Below are 13,892 nucleotides of genomic sequence, written 5' to 3'. Positions count from 1 at the left end.
GGCGGAACCTCAGAACAGCGGGACGCCCGCGCGCACCAGACGCCAGTTGACCGCGGCGAACTGCGCCGGGTCGATCACGCCCTTGGCCTTCACCCACGCGATCATGGTGTTGCGGATCTCGTCCGAGTTCGTCCAGACCTGCTTGGCCGAGGCGACGTGCGGGAAGTTGCCGCCGCCGTTCGCCCGGTAGTTGTTCACCGCCAGCACGAACTGAGCCGCCGCGTCTATCGGCTTGCCGTCGAAGGACAGGCCGGTGATCCGCGAACCGACCGGCTTGCTGATGTCGATGTCGTACGAAACGCCGTACACCGAGTCGAAGTTGTAGTCCGGCGTGTCCTGCTGGTTGGTCAGCTTGTCCAGGTCGACCGGGTCGCCGGGGGCCAGCTGGGCGAAGAACTTCGCCGAGTACTCCAGGTAGTCCTTGATCTGGGCACCCGTCAGGATCCGGGCCTCCAGGGTGTTCTCGTAGATGTACAGACCCGCCGCGTCCCGCAGCTTCACCGTACCCGCCGGAATGTGCGCGGTCCGGTTGAACGGCGCCGCCTGCGCCAGCACCGGCAGGTTCGCGTACGAGGTCTTGGCCAGCGCCGCCTTCACCGCGTCCGCCTGCACCCGGCCGATCAGGTCGATGATCGGCACGTCCTTGAACCGGGCCTCGGAGATGGACAGATCGGCCTTGCAGGTGCCGATCACCTGGTTGACGTACGCCACCACCTTCTTGTGCTGGGCGCCGATCAGCTTGACGATCCGCGGGTCCTCCGGGACCGTGTTGGTGTTCAGCACCCGCGAGCTCACCTTGGTGACCTGCCAGTGACCCTTGCTGAACTCCACCTCGAAGTCGAAGCAGGACAGCCGCTGCGCCCAGCAGAGCGGCTCGGACAGCACCACGGTCTTGCCGGTCTTCTTGTTGACGATCAGCCGCTGCGCCACCTCCTTGTGGGTGTGACCCACCAGCACCGCGTCGATCCCCGGCACGGTCGCGGCCATCTCACCGGAGGCGTCCTCCGGCCAGGGCAGCTGGTCGCCGTAGGTGGTCGGCTCGTCGATGCCCGAGTGCGCGGCCACCACGACCACGTCCGCACCCGCCGCCTTCATCCGCGGCACGTACTTCGCGGCCATCTCCACGATGCCCGGGAAGACCATCTGGCCCGCGACGTTGGCCTTGTCCCAGACCGCGATACCCGGGTTGGTCAGACCCAGGATGCCCACCTTCAGCGGACGACCGCGGCCCAGGTACAGCTCCCGGATCACGTACGGCGGGAAGGCCGGCTTCTCGTTCTTGGCGTGCAGGGCGTTCGCACCGAGCAGCGGGAACTCCAGCTGCTCCTCGAAGGCCCGCACCGTCGGGATGCCGTAGTTGAACTCGTGGTTGCCGAGCGCGGCGGCGTCGTAGCCGATGGCGTTCATCGCCTCGGCCATCGGGTGCTTCGGCGGCTTCTTGCCGGTGATCGGCTCCACCCGGGCGTAGTAGTAGCTGAGCTGGGTGCCCTGGATGATGTCACCCGCGTCGATCAGCAGGGTGCGGTGGTGGCCCTTCTGCGTCCGGACCCGGTTGACCAGGGTGGAGATCTTGGCCAGGCCGACGTCGTTGTGCGCCGCGTCGTCGTACTCGGCGTCGGTGAAGTAGTCCCAGTTGAGCACCCGGCCGTGCATGTCACTGGTGCCCATCACGGTGAAGCTCTCCTTCACCGGGTGCTTCGCGAGCTCCGCGGCCGAGGGCTCCTCACTCGCCGCGGCGGCCGGGCTCGCGGCGGCGAGCGGAGCACCGCCGACCAGGGCCGCGCCGGCGGCGGTGGCGGCCGAGCGGGTGACGAAGTCACGACGATTCAGGGACATGGACGACTCCAACGTGGGGCGAACGGACCGTCAACTATGCGACGACGCGCGTAGAGAAACGCGCGTAGAAGTCTGCCGGGTAAACGGCCCGGCGAACAGACTTCCGACATGTCCAACAGGTGAGATATGCATTACTCCCGAGTAGCAGCCGGCTCAACGGCCCCTCCGGCCACCTCGGCCAGCAGCCGGCCCACCTCCGCCGTCAGCACCGCCGCCGGATCCGCCCCGAAGTTGGCGTCGGCGGGCAAGGCGGTTCCGGTGTTCCCGAGGCGAACGAGATCAGCGTCACCTCCTCCCGGTTCCTGAACCGCCGCACCGCCCGGGTGTCCTCCGCCCCCGTCAGCCGCGCCATGGCCCGCTTCAGCGCATCCAACCGGGCACCCGCCATCGACCCCGACGTGTCCAGCACGTACACCGTCCGGGACGGCCGGCGCAGCTCGTTCTGGTACGCCGCCAGCAGACCGTCCGCCACCGCCTTCGTACCCGGGAACGGCAACTCCCGCCGCCGGTCCGCCGGCAGTCCCGCCGCCGGGGACGCCTCCGCCGTCACCGGCCGGCGCAGCGCCGTCTGCGAGATCCGCTGCTGGACGTCCGGGCGCAGCAGGTACTTCGTCAACCGCTGGAACGAGTCCCGGGCCGGCCGACCCGCCGAGGACAGCAGCGACAGCGGATAGTCCGCCGACACCACACCGTCCACCGGCCGCACCACCGTCAGCCGTTCCTCGGCCGGCAGGGTCCTGTTCAGCTCCAGCAGCACCGACTCGTAGTTCACCAGTGCACCCACCCGGCTGCCCGAACCCGACCGGTACGCCTGCTGGTACGCCTGCGCCAGCCAGCCCGAGGACCCCGACGTCAGCTTCTGGCCCGAGAAGAACTGCCGCAACCGCGGCGCCGCCCCCGCCACATCGGCGTCGGTGAGCGCCGCCGAGGCACCCGAGAACGCCGAGGCCACCGCCACCAGCGCCGAGAACCCCGAATTCGACCGCGACGGATCCGCCATCCCGTACGTCAGCCTCCCCGACGCCGCCGCGTCACCGAGCTGACGCCAGGTCACCTGCGAACCGTCGCCCCAGCCCAGCTCGCCCAGCATCCCGCTGCGCACGCCCACCGCGACCGGCGAGACCATCACCGGAGTCTCCGAGACCAGCTTGGACCTGCCGGTGCCGTCCAGCCGCAGGTAGTGGTCGGACGGGAACCAGACCGCGTCGTACTTGCCGTCCGCCTTGCCCGAGGAGACGGTGTCGGCACCGTCCAGCGAACCCGTCCAGGCGAACTGGACGGTGACCCCGGTGGCCTTCCTGGCCTCCTCCAGCACCGGGGCCATGTCCTGGAGTTCGCTGCCCGCGAGCACGCGCAGCACGCCGTCCTCGGGAGTGGGCGACAGATCCTCCTGCTTGGGCTTCGGATCGCCGGAGCAGCCGGCCAGCAGCAGCGCCAGTGCCGCGGCGGCGGTCAGGCCCCGCCCGAACGCTCGTGCTCTCATCAGCACTTCCCTCACCGGCCCTTGGCCGCATCGATCAGTTTGGACAGCATGCCGACCGCCGGGACGGGCGCCTGCCGGATCCCGGCCGCCGACAGGTCGGGGGCGAAGACGGCCGGGCTCTGCCGGCCGGACAGCGCGCCGGTGAAGGCGCCCGGGTCGGCCTGCGGGCGGAAGCCGTAGCTGGCCTCCAGCGAGCGGAGCCTTTCGTCGTCGCGCAGCAGCCGGGCGAGCCGGTCCCCGTCCGGGGTCAGGCCGATCACCGTGTGGTCACTCGAAACGGTGGTATCCGGATAGAGCACCACCAGGTCGCCCGTCGAACGCCCCTGCGCCACCAGCGCGGCCACCTGGGACTCGTACACCAGCACCAGCGGGTCGCCGATCCCGGACAGGAAGTCCCGGTACGGCCCGTCGCTGCTGGTCTTCTGGTCGCCCTGCATCTGCGTCAGCGTCCGCACCAGCGGCGTCACCCTGGCGAGCGCCGCGTCGTCGGCGACCACCGTGCCGCCGTTCTCCAGGTAGGAGGCGGCGGCCAGGTGCAGCGCGCCCGAGGAGGAGGTGGAGGGGTCGGTGGTCCTGATGTACCTCGCGCCGTGAGGTCGGGGTGGCTCTTGGCGTCCTTGAGGTCCTGCCAGTTCCGGCCCGCCTTGACCGCCTGCAGGTAGTCGGACATGTGGAACGTCCACAGGCCCGAACTCCCCTTCTCGGCGAGGCCGTTCCTGGCCAGCAGCTCGGCCACCGGGGAGTGTGCCACGATGACCAGCGGCGAGTAGAACGGCCGTACCGGCTCGGTGGAGATCTGCCGCTGCTTCCTGATCTCCTCGGCCGGCGGAAGGCTGGCCGGGAAGGCGAACCCGTAGCCGTCCAGGCTGGTGCTGGCCATCGACCACGAGCCGGTGGTCTCCACGGCGACCCGGAAGCCCTTGGCCTTCAGCTCGTCGGTGACCGCCTGGTCGTTGAAGAAGTCCAGCTTCTCGGACCCGATCAGCCCGCGGACCGTCACCGTCCGGTCCGTGTCGCCCCGTTCATGGAGTATCGCGAAGGCAACCCCGGCCAGCAGCAGCAAGGACGCCAGCACGCCCCCGGCACGTCTCATCGCCAACCCTCCCTCTGGGCCCGGCCGTTCCGGATCCCCCCGGACCACCGAGGTTCCCGCCGCAGCCGGAGCGCGACCCGGCCGGACGGTGAATCGGAGGTGAACAGACGTTCACGGAACCGCATCGGCGGGTGAGGGTTCGGTGCTCAACTCCCGTTCGATTCCAGAGACATCACGATGCATCAGATCTCTTCAAGAGTTAACCGAATCGTTCGCCAACTGCCATGCGGCAGGCGTGTCGGAACGTCGTTGTTACGCGTCGGTAATGCCTACGCTCTTGACTCATGCGCCGAGCAAAAATCGTCTGCACCCTCGGGCCCGCCACCGACTCGTACGACCAGATCAAGGCCCTGGTCGAAGCCGGTATGGACATCGCCCGGTTCAACCTCAGCCACGGCACCCAGCTGGAGCACGAAGAGCGCTACCGCCGGGTCCGCAAAGCCTCCGACGAGACGGGACGCAGCATCGGCGTCCTGGCCGACCTCCAAGGCCCGAAGATCCGGCTCGACACCTTCGCCGAAGGACCCGTACTCCTTGAACGCGGCGACGAGTTCACCATCTCCGTCGAGGACGGGGTGGTCGGCGACCGCGAGATCTGCGGCACCACCTACAAGGGTCTCGCCGCCGACGTCTCCCGCGGTGAACGCATCCTGGTGGACGACGGCCGGGTCTGCCTGGAAGTCACCCACGTGGACGGCCCGCGCGTCCACTGCATCGTCATCGAAGGCGGCCTGGTCTCCGACCACAAGGGCCTCAACCTGCCCTCGGTCGCCGTCTCCGTGCCCGCGCTCAGCGACAAGGACGTCGCCGACCTGCGCTGGGCCCTGCGGACCGGCGCCGACCTGATCGCGCTCTCCTTCGTCCGCACCGGCCACGACATCGAGGACGTCCACCGCATCATGGCCGAGGAAGGCCGCTTCCTCCCCGTCATCGCCAAGATCGAGAAGCCGCAGGCCGTCGAGAACCTCGACGCCATCGTGGACGCCTTCGACGGCATCATGGTCGCCCGCGGCGACCTCGGCGTCGAGATGCCACTGGAACAGGTGCCCATCGTCCAGAAGCGCGCCATCAAGCTCGCCAAGCGCAACGCCAAGCCGGTCATCGTCGCCACCCAGATGCTCGACTCGATGATCCACGCCTCCCGGCCCACCCGCGCCGAAGCCTCCGACGTCGCCAACGCGGTCATCGACGGCACGGACGCGGTGATGCTCTCCGGCGAGACCTCGGTCGGCAAGTACCCCGTCGAGACCGTCAAGACCATGGGCCGGATCCTCGAAGCCGTCGAGAGCGAAGTCCTCGCCGCCGGGCTGCCCCCGCTCAGCGAACGCGGCAAGCCCCGCACCCAGGGCGGAGCCGTCGCCCGCGCCGCCGCCGAGATCGGCGACTTCCTCGGTGCCAAGTACCTCATCGCCTTCACCCAGAGCGGCGACACCGCCCGCAGGCTCACCCGCTACCGCTCGCCCATCCCCGTCCTCGCCTTCACCTACGAACCGGCCGTCCGCAGCCAACTCGCCCTCACCTGGGGCGTGGAGACCTTCCTCGGCCCCTTCGTCCCGACCACCGACGAGATGGTCGCCCAGGTCGACGCCCAACTCCTCAGCCTCGGCCGCTGCCAGCGCGGCGACATCGTCGTCATCACCGCCGGCTCACCCCCCGGCCTGGCAGGCTCCACCAACCTTGTGCGGGTCCACCACGTGGGGGAACTGGACAACTGAGAGGGGACGCCGAGGCCACGGCGCCGCTCCTCCGGGGGCTGCGCCGTGGTCAGTACTTGGGGCCGATGTGCTCGTCCATCAGCGCGACGGAGTCGCGGCGGGCGATGGAGACGTTCACCGCGCCGCTCGGGCGCTTGACGGCCTTCCAGTGCACGCCGACGGCATCGAGGGTGTCGGTGAAGATGCGGACGATGTCGGTCGAGGTGTTGGTGAAGAAGTAGCGCGGGTACTCGTAGCGCCTGGTCTCGCCACCGACCGTCCTGGTGGTCCAGTTGATGATCCGGCATCCGTCGGAGTGGATCAGACCGCGCAGCAACTCCCAGGGGCGGGTATCCATGATGCGTTGCTGCCATGGCGCCAGGGCGATGCGGCGCAGGTGCTTGGGTCCAGGGCCGTGCTGGGGGAACAGACAGGGCCAGTGCTTGCTGGTGCTGACGACGCTCGTGCAGCCCGGAGCCTGGACCCGGCTGACGCTGTTGTACGGCATGACCGAGGCGATGGCCCGCGCGCACTCCTCGATCAGACCGGGCCAGACGTTGCCGCAGGCTATTCGGAGTGCGTGGACGCCCCGGCGGCCCTCGCTGATGCAGCCGTCACCGAGGTAGAGGCCGAGCAGGTAGGCGTAGTCGGCTCGGGGAACCTTGCCGCCTTTGACCGGGCACTCGGCGGTCATGCGGGGGCTCGGGGTGATTCGGGCGGTCCACTCGCGGATCGCGAACCGTGAGATTCCCGTCGAGCGGCTGACTTCGCTGAAGGTCAGACCTGAGCGGTGCAGTGCCACCGCGTGTTCGCGTGTCACCTGGTCGTACATGTAGGCGAGATTCGGTGGTCCTGCGGCCGCGCACACCCAAACCGCTAAGACCTTCACCTGAAATGGCGAAGATCGCCAACCGTTAGGTTAGCCTAAGTGGCTTTTGAATCGAAGGAAAAGTACCCCGGGTGGGATTCGAACCCACGCTGTCGGCGGTTTGAGCGCCGTGCCTCTCACCACTGGGCTACCGGGGCATCCACAGATTCGAAGGCTGCCCCCGACCCTGCGTGAACTCAAACATACCGTGTCTAGGTAGGCTCGTGCACGCAGTCCCCGCCGGAACGAGGAGCCACGTGAGCACCGCCGACGAGCAGCCCCAGGCGCTTGAGACCGACTCGCCCCAGATCACCCGAATTGTGATCGCCGAGGACGAGACGCTGATCCGCCTCGACCTCAAGGAGATGTTGGAGGAGGAGGGCTACACCGTCGTCGGCGAGGCCGGGGACGGGGAGACGGCGGTACGGCTGGTCGAGGAGCTGAAGCCGGACCTGGCGATCCTCGATGTGAAGATGCCGGTCCTGGACGGGCTGTCGGCGGCCGAGCGGATCCACCAGAAGCACCTGGCCCCGGTGCTGATGCTGACCGCGTTCTCGCAGCGCGAGCTGGTCGACCGGGCCCGTGACGCGGGTGCGATGGCCTACATCGTGAAGCCGTTCAGCAAGAGCGACCTGGTCCCCGCGATCGAGATGGCGGTGTCCCGGCACACCGAGATGCGGGCGCTGGAGAAGGAGATCGCCGACCTCAGCCAGCGGCTGGAGACCCGCAAGCTGGTGGACCGGGCGAAGAGCGTGCTGCAGACCAAGTTCGGGCTGAACGAGCCGGCCGCGTTCCGCTGGATCCAGAAGACCTCGATGGACCGCCGGATGACCATGGCCGCGGTGGCCGAGGCCGTGATCGAGGAGGGGCAGGCCCAGGACCGCAAGAAGGCCGAGGAGGCCCAGTCCGAGGGCTGAGCCGGATCTGGCGAGGGCCCGGCCGTCGAGCAACGGCCGGGCCCTTCGCGCACGTTCAGTCCTCGCCCAGGTACGCCTTGCGGACGGACTCGTCGTGCAGCAGGTCGGCGCCCGTTCCGGTGAGCACGATCCGGCCGGTCTCCATCACGTAGCCGTGGTCGGAGAGCGAGAGCGCGGCCTGGGCGTTCTGCTCGACCAGCAGGATGGTGGTCCCGGCGGCCTTGAGCTCGACGATGGTGGCCGTGATCTTCTGCATCATCAGTGGGGACAGGCCCATCGAGGGCTCGTCCAGCATCAGCAGTTTGGGGCGGGACATCAGCGCCCGCCCCATCGCGAGCATCTGCTGCTCACCGCCCGAGAGGGTCCCGGCGGCCTGCCGGCGCCGTTCGCCGAGGATCGGGAAGAGGGTGTAGGCGCGTTCCACGTCCTCGGTGACGCCGGCCGGGTCGCGGCGCAGGAACGCGCCGAGCAGCAGGTTCTCCTCGATGGTCATCCGGGGGAAGATGTGGCGTCCCTCGGGGGAGTGGGCCAGGCCGAGCGAGACGATCCGGTGGGCGGGGACGGCGTGCAGGGCCTGCCCGTCGAAGGTGATGCTGCCGCCGGTCGGTCTGAGCAGGCCGGAGATGGTGCGCAGGGTGGTGGTCTTGCCGGCGCCGTTGGTGCCGATGAGGGTGGTGACCTCGCCCTGGTTGGCGGTGAAGCTGATCCCCTTGACGGCCTCGATCTTCCCGTAGGCGACGCGGAGGTCCTCGACCTCGAGCAGTGCGGTCACTGGTCTGCCTCCGTGGGGTCGGTGCCGGTGACCGGGGCGGCGCCGGTCGCCTGGTCGGGGCCGGTCTCGGCGAGTGGTGCGCCGAGGTAGGCGGTGATGACCCGTTCGTCGTTCTGGACGGTCTCCCGGTCGCCTTCGACGATCTTCTGGCCCTGGACCAGGACGGCGGTGCGGGTGCAGAGGTTGAAGATGAAGCGCATGTCGTGCTCGATGACCAGGACGGCGACGCCCTTGTCGCGGATCGCGAAGACCAGTTCCTCGGCGGCGCGGGTCTCCTGGGGGTTCATGCCGGCGGTGGGTTCGTCCAGCAGCAGCAGTCCGGGGTCGCTGGCCATGGCCCGGGCGATCTCCAGTTTGCGCTGCTCGCCGTAGGGGAGGTTGCGGGAGAGGTGGTCGGCCTTGGCGGCGAGGCCGGTGAACTCCAGGAGTTCCATGGCCTTTTCGCGGCTCTCGGCCTCGGCGCGGCGGTAGCCGGGGCCGCGCAGGATGGCGGAGAGGAGTCCTTCCCTGGTGCGGGTGTGCCGGCCGACCAGGACGTTCTCCAGCACGGTCATGTTGGCGAACAGCCGGATGTTCTGGAAGGTGCGGGCGATTCCGGCCTGGGTGACCAGGTGGGGTTTGGGCGGCAGGACGCTGCCCCGGAAGGTGACGGTGCCCTCGGTCGGGACGTACAGGCCGGTGAGGCAGTTGAAGAAGGTGGTCTTTCCCGCGCCGTTGGGGCCGATCAGGCCGATGATCTCGCCCTGGCCGACGGTGAGGGAGACGTCGTTGACGGCGGTGAGGCCGCCGAATCGCATGGTGACGCCGCTGACGTCGAGAAGGGTGTCGGTCATCGTGCCTCTGCCTTGGTGGGGGCGGTCTCGGTGGCGGCCGCCTGGGCGGGGATGTCGGCCTCGTGGAACTCGAGTTGCCGCCGCCGGTTGGCGATCAGGCCTTCCGGGCGGACCCGCATCAGGACGATCAGCGCGATGCCGAAGGCGAGCAGTTGGTAGTCGGAGAGGAACTCCAGCTTCTTCGGGATGAGGAAGAGCAGGGTGGCGCCGAGCAGTGGTCCGCTGATGGTGCCCATGCCGCCGAGGATGACGGCGGCCAGCAGGAAGGCGGAGTTGGGCGGCAGGGCTTCGGCGAAGGTGTACTGGTCGGGGGTGACGGTGTAGCTGACGTGGGCCTGGACGGTGCCGGCGAGTCCGGCGAGGCAGGCGCCGAGGGCGAAGGCGAGCAGTTTGAGCCGGAAGCCGTTGATGCCCATGGCTTCGGCGGCGGTCTCGTCCTCGCGGATGGCGATCCAGGCGCGGCCGATCCGGGAGTTGCCCACCCGGGCGAAGACCAGTACGACGAGGGCGGTGACCAGCAGCATCAGCAGGTAGTAGTTGGAGAAGCGGCCGAGTTGGACGCCGCCGACGGTGTGGGTGGCGCCGAAGTCGAAGCCGAGGATGTCCAGGTCGGGGATGCGCGGGATGCCGTTGGAGCCGTTGGTGACTTTGGGGCCGGTGGTGCCGTTGAGGTTGTTCATGGTGATGCGGAAGATCTCGCCGAAGCCCAGGGTCACGATGGCGAGGTAGTCGCCGCGCAGGCGCAGGGTGGGGGCGCCGATCACCACGCCGAACACGACGGAGACCGCCGCGCCGGTCAGCATGGCCGCCCAGAAGGGGAACCGGACGTGGATGGGGGAGGCGGGCGAGCCGGAGACCAGGGCGGCGGCGTAGGCACCGACGCCGAGGAAGGCGACGTAGCCGAGGTCGAGCAGTCCGGCGAGGCCGACCACGATGTTGAGGCCGAGGGCGACGGTGGCGAAGATCAGGATGTTGGCGGCGACCGAGGTGTACTGGTCGCTGGTCTGGGTGAACGGGAAGCCGGCGGCGGCGGCGAAGGCGGCGCCGGTGGTGACGGGGCGGTGTTTGAGGGTGAGGGCGCGCAGCCGGGCGATGAGGCCGGACTTGGTGAGTGCGGTGACGGTGAAGCCGGTCAGTAGCAGGTAGCCGGTGAAGAGTTCGCCGTAGTCGGTGTCGATGCCGTAGGTGATCGCGACCAGGCCGGCGGCGAAGGCCGCGATGATGAGCAGCACCTCGATCCAGGAGGGGAGTTCGCGGGGGGCCGGGAGCGGGCGGTCGATGGTGGCGAGGCGCAGTGGGAGGTGGCGGGTGATGCCCCGGCCGGTGCCGTGCGGGTGGCGGTCCAGCGGGAGGCCGAGGGCGCCGAGCAGGGCGAGCAGGGCGGTGGCGCCGGCGATCCAGCCGCCGGGTTCCAGGTTGGCCAGTCCGCCGAGTTCGGCGGAGATGGCGATCAGGGTGAACCAGGTGGTGGCGGTGGTGCCGAGGGCGGCGTAGAGGATGCCGTTGTTGCTGTCGCCGGGGTTGAGCCAGCGCAGTCCGGGCAGGCCGCGGGTGCCGACGGCGTGGGCGAGGGTGAGGAGGAGGGTGACCAGTCCGCCGGTGAGGGTGAGCCATTGGAGGCCGCCGGGGTAGCCGGTGACGGTGAGGTCGCCGGGGAAGTCGGGGGTCCAGGTCCAGGAGAGGAAGGCGGAGGCGATGGCGCCGGCGGATCCGGCGAGGGTGAGGATGCGGGCGGGGCCGGCGGACATCGGGAGGACCGGGGTGGTCGTGGTGCCGGTCGGCTCGGTGCTGCTCATGGTGGTCACGCCCTGTCCGCGACGCGCTCGCCGAGCAGCCCCTGGGGCCGGACGAGCAGCACGACGATGAGGAGTACGAAGGCCCAGACGTCCTTCCAGGCGCCGCCGCCGAACAGGTGCATTCCGGGCAGGTGTTGGATGTAGGCGGTGGCGAGTCCTTCGGCGAGGCCGAGGACGATGCCGCCGACCATGGCGCCGTAGATGTTGCCGATGCCGCCGAGGACGGCGGCGGTGAAGGCCTTGAGGCCGAGGATGAAGCCCATCCGGAAGTCGACCTGGCCGGTGCGCAGTCCGTAGGCGACGGCGGCGACGGCGGCGAAGGCGGCGCCGATGGCGAAGGCCATGACGATGATCCGGTCGGTGTCGATGCCCATCAGCTTGGCGGTGTCCGGGTCCTGGCTGGTGGCCTGCATGGCGCGGCCGGAGCGGGTGCGGGTGACGAACCAGCCGAGGATGAGCATGCAGATCGGGGCGGCGGCGATCAGGAAGAGGTCGCTGCGCTGGATGGTGGTGCCGAGGATCTGGAGCGGGTCGCCGGGGATCCTGGGGAAGACCCGGGCCTTCTTGGCGTTGGGGTAGAAGGAGAAGACGAGTTGCTGGAGGACGATGGACAGTCCGATGGCGGTGATCAGCGGGGCGAGCCTGGGGGCGCCGCGCAGGGGCCGGTAGGCGAAGCGTTCGGCGGCGACGGCGACCAGGGTGGAGACGAGGATCCCGGCGAGGAGCATGAGCGGGATGGCGAGCCAGAGGGTGGTGCCGCCGGGCAGGGCGAGGTAGGCGGTGAGGGCGCCGAAGCCGCCGACCATGAAGATCTCGCCGTGGGCGAAGTTGATGAGCTGGACGATGCCGTAAACCATCGTGTAGCCGATCGCGACGAGTCCGTAGAGGGCTCCCAGGATCAGGCCGTTGGCCAGCTGCTGCGGTAGTTCGTGCACCGCTCGGCCTCCGTAGTGCGTGGTGAGCGCGGGCTGGGTGTGGCCGCGCGGGGGCGGATCGGCGCCCCCCGCGCGGGTGGTTCGGGGCCTGGTTTCCCGGTCAGTCGGTGAAGGTGCCGGAGGTCTCCACCGCCCACTTGCCGCCGTCGACCTTGTAGACGGTGAGCTGCTTGTTGGTGGTGTCGCCGTACTCGTCGAAGGAGACCTTGCCGGTGACCCCGTTGAAGCTGACCTTCTGGACGGCGTCGACGACCTTGGCGCGGGCGTCGTCGGGCAGCTTGCCGTTGTTGGCGGCGGCGACGGCCTTGACGCCCTGGATGATGGCCCAGGCGCTGTCGTAGGAGTAGCCGCCGTAGGTCTCGTACGGGTCCTTGTAGCCGGCGGCGGCGTAGCCGGCGACGAACTTGGCGGCGGAGGGCAGCTTTCCGACGGAGAGGCCGACGGCGGTGGCCAGGTCGCCCTGGCTCTTGGGGTTGAGCTTGATGTACTCGGCGCTCTGCATGCCGTCGCCGCCCATCAGCGGGACGGCGATGCCGGCGTTCTTGAGCTGGAGCGAGAGCGGGCCGGCGGCCGGGTACTCGCCGCCGTAGTAGACGGCGTCGGCGCCGGAGCTCTTGACCTTGGTGACGATGGCGCTGAAGTCGCGGTCGTCGGGGTTGACGTGCTCCTCGCCGACGATGGTGCCGCCGAGTTTGGTGAACTCGCCCTTGAAGGTCGCGGCGAGGCCGGCGCCGTAGGTCTTCTGGTCGTCGATCAGGAAGACCTTGCTCTTCTTGGCGTCGTTGTACAGGTAGCGGGCGGCGAACGGGCCCTGGACTGCGTCGGTGGTGGCGGTGCGGAAGTAGCTCTTGAACGGGCGGACCTTGGTGCCGCTGGCCCACTTCTCGCCCTGGGTGAGTGCGACGCCGGTGTTGGCGGGGGAGATCTCGGCCAGGTTGGCGTCGTTGAAGATCTGCTGCATCGACTGCGCGACGCTGGAGTTGAGCGGTCCGACGATGCCCAGGACCTTCTTGTCGGCGACCAGCTGGGTGGCGTTCTGCTGGCCGGGTGCGGGTTTGCCGGTGTCGTCCAGGGCCTCGATCTCGAACTTGACGCCGGGGACCTCGTTGGTGCTGTTGGCGGTCTTGATCGCGAGGTCGACGGAGTTCTTGATGCCGAGGCCGAGGGCGGAGAGGTCGCCGGTGAGCGGGGCGTCGACGCCGATGACGACGGTGGTGCCGCTTGCGGCGCTGCCCGAGCCGCCCTTGTCGTGGTTCCGTGAGCCGCAGGCCGTGACGGTGAGTGCTCCCACGACTGCGATGCTCACGACGAGCGTTGAACGATGACGCACGAGGGTTCCCTTTCTGCGGAGGGCACCCGCCCGAACGTGCGGCGGGGGCGTCAGGGCGCGCACTGAGGCCAGGCCCGATCCGTCGGCGCGGTGACTGGGCGTGACTCTAGAACGCGTTCGACAGCTCGGGCAGGGGGCCGGACAGGCTGTGATTCTCTTGTTATCGGAATCCGCCGTGGCGTTCCGGCATTTCGATCTTTCCCATTTGACGGGATGCCGCTGGTCGGGGTGCGGGGAGCGGCCGCCATCACGGCCCGCGGCCCGAAGACCGTTGGGTGGTGCTGGAGTTCGGAATGCGGACAGCGGACTCCGGTTCGCCGTAACCGGTCGGCCGT

12 protein-coding genes and 1 tRNA gene are annotated in these 13,892 nt (G+C 69.2%); 2 read left to right on the top strand and 11 right to left on the bottom strand.

The features are described from left to right. Nucleotides 1–9: 9 nt before the first annotated feature. The 4 genes from ABD369_RS13265 to ABD369_RS13250 all read right to left on the bottom strand — a co-directional run bounded on the left by ABD369_RS13265 (nucleotide 10) and on the right by ABD369_RS13250 (nucleotide 4,412). The gene (locus ABD369_RS13265) at nucleotides 10–1,836 is read right to left on the bottom strand and encodes a bifunctional metallophosphatase/5'-nucleotidase (RefSeq protein WP_344636541.1); all 1,827 of its coding nucleotides are present in this window, start codon (nucleotides 1,834–1,836) and stop codon (nucleotides 10–12) included. A gap of 202 nt (nucleotides 1,837–2,038) precedes the next feature. Beyond that, nucleotides 2,039–3,319, bottom strand: coding sequence for a substrate-binding domain-containing protein (locus tag ABD369_RS13260; protein WP_344636540.1), 1,281 nt, complete (start codon nucleotides 3,317–3,319; stop codon nucleotides 2,039–2,041). An 11-nt stretch (nucleotides 3,320–3,330) separates the two neighbouring features. After that, nucleotides 3,331–3,816, bottom strand: coding sequence for a hypothetical protein (locus ABD369_RS13255; protein WP_344636539.1), 486 nt, complete (start codon nucleotides 3,814–3,816; stop codon nucleotides 3,331–3,333). Next, nucleotides 3,783–4,412, bottom strand: coding sequence for a hypothetical protein (locus ABD369_RS13250; RefSeq protein ID WP_344636538.1), 630 nt, complete (start codon nucleotides 4,410–4,412; stop codon nucleotides 3,783–3,785). Before ABD369_RS13250 ends, ABD369_RS13255 begins: the two co-directional genes overlap by 34 nt. Before the next feature lie 284 nt (nucleotides 4,413–4,696). On the opposite strand from ABD369_RS13250, the gene pyk reads away from it, so the two are divergent. Further along, nucleotides 4,697–6,127, top strand: a complete 1,431-nt coding sequence (pyk, locus tag ABD369_RS13245; protein WP_344636537.1) for a pyruvate kinase — start codon at nucleotides 4,697–4,699, stop codon at nucleotides 6,125–6,127. 49 nt (nucleotides 6,128–6,176) lie between these two features. Here the strand turns inward: pyk and ABD369_RS13240 are convergent, their stop codons facing one another. Both ABD369_RS13240 and ABD369_RS13235 read right to left on the bottom strand, forming a co-directional pair. After that, nucleotides 6,177–6,938: a transcriptional regulator gene (locus ABD369_RS13240; protein WP_344636536.1), complete on the bottom strand. Its 762-nt coding sequence runs from the start codon at nucleotides 6,936–6,938 to the stop codon at nucleotides 6,177–6,179. 120 nt (nucleotides 6,939–7,058) lie between these two features. Beyond that, a tRNA-Leu gene (locus ABD369_RS13235) sits at nucleotides 7,059–7,132 on the bottom strand. A 99-nt stretch (nucleotides 7,133–7,231) separates the two neighbouring features. On the opposite strand from ABD369_RS13235, the gene ABD369_RS13230 reads away from it, so the two are divergent. Beyond that, on the top strand, nucleotides 7,232–7,891 hold the full coding sequence (locus ABD369_RS13230) for an ANTAR domain-containing response regulator (protein ID WP_344636535.1): 660 nt from the start codon (nucleotides 7,232–7,234) through the stop codon (nucleotides 7,889–7,891). 55 nt (nucleotides 7,892–7,946) lie between these two features. Here ABD369_RS13230 and ABD369_RS13225 read toward each other — a convergent pair whose 3' ends face one another. The 5 genes from ABD369_RS13225 to ABD369_RS13205 form a co-directional block, all read right to left on the bottom strand. Further along, entirely contained in the window at nucleotides 7,947–8,663 is a 717-nt protein-coding gene (locus ABD369_RS13225) for an ABC transporter ATP-binding protein (RefSeq protein WP_344636534.1), read from the bottom strand. Next, the gene (locus tag ABD369_RS13220; RefSeq protein ID WP_344636533.1) at nucleotides 8,660–9,496 is read right to left on the bottom strand and encodes an ABC transporter ATP-binding protein; all 837 of its coding nucleotides are present in this window, start codon (nucleotides 9,494–9,496) and stop codon (nucleotides 8,660–8,662) included. Before ABD369_RS13220 ends, ABD369_RS13225 begins: the two co-directional genes overlap by 4 nt. Beyond that, entirely contained in the window at nucleotides 9,493–11,244 is a 1,752-nt protein-coding gene (locus ABD369_RS13215; protein WP_344636562.1) for a branched-chain amino acid ABC transporter permease, read from the bottom strand. The genes ABD369_RS13220 and ABD369_RS13215 overlap by 4 nt, the downstream gene beginning before the upstream one ends. Nucleotides 11,245–11,297: 53 nt before the next feature. Next, entirely contained in the window at nucleotides 11,298–12,227 is a 930-nt protein-coding gene (locus ABD369_RS13210) for a branched-chain amino acid ABC transporter permease (protein WP_344636532.1), read from the bottom strand. A 100-nt stretch (nucleotides 12,228–12,327) separates the two neighbouring features. After that, nucleotides 12,328–13,557 (bottom strand): branched-chain amino acid ABC transporter substrate-binding protein, encoded by a 1,230-nt coding sequence (locus tag ABD369_RS13205; RefSeq protein WP_344636531.1) that lies wholly within the window; start codon nucleotides 13,555–13,557, stop codon nucleotides 12,328–12,330. Nucleotides 13,558–13,892: the final 335 nt, after the last annotated feature.

The organism is Kitasatospora cystarginea (assembly GCF_039533515.1).
In the GTDB taxonomy this organism is placed as follows: Bacteria; Actinomycetota; Actinomycetes; order Streptomycetales; family Streptomycetaceae; genus Kitasatospora; species Kitasatospora cystarginea.
Note: the sequence above shows the minus strand (reverse complement) of the source record. Positions and strands in the feature narration are given on the sequence as shown.

What these genes read in the sequence shown, in the direction of transcription:
- ABD369_RS13265 (WP_344636541.1), bottom strand. Translation starts at nt 1,836, where the DNA reads ATGTCCCTGAATCGTCGTGACTTCGTCACCCGCTCGGCCGCCACCGCC.
- ABD369_RS13260 (WP_344636540.1), bottom strand. Translation starts at nt 3,319, where the DNA reads ATGAGAGCACGAGCGTTCGGGCGGGGCCTGACCGCCGCCGCGGCACTG.
- ABD369_RS13250 (WP_344636538.1), bottom strand. Translation starts at nt 4,412, where the DNA reads ATGAGACGTGCCGGGGGCGTGCTGGCGTCCTTGCTGCTGCTGGCCGGG.
- pyk (WP_344636537.1), top strand. Translation starts at nt 4,697, where the DNA reads ATGCGCCGAGCAAAAATCGTCTGCACCCTCGGGCCCGCCACCGACTCG.
- ABD369_RS13240 (WP_344636536.1), bottom strand. Translation starts at nt 6,938, where the DNA reads ATGTACGACCAGGTGACACGCGAACACGCGGTGGCACTGCACCGCTCA.
- ABD369_RS13220 (WP_344636533.1), bottom strand. Translation starts at nt 9,496, where the DNA reads ATGACCGACACCCTTCTCGACGTCAGCGGCGTCACCATGCGATTCGGC.
- ABD369_RS13215 (WP_344636562.1), bottom strand. Translation starts at nt 11,244, where the DNA reads ATGTCCGCCGGCCCCGCCCGCATCCTCACCCTCGCCGGATCCGCCGGC.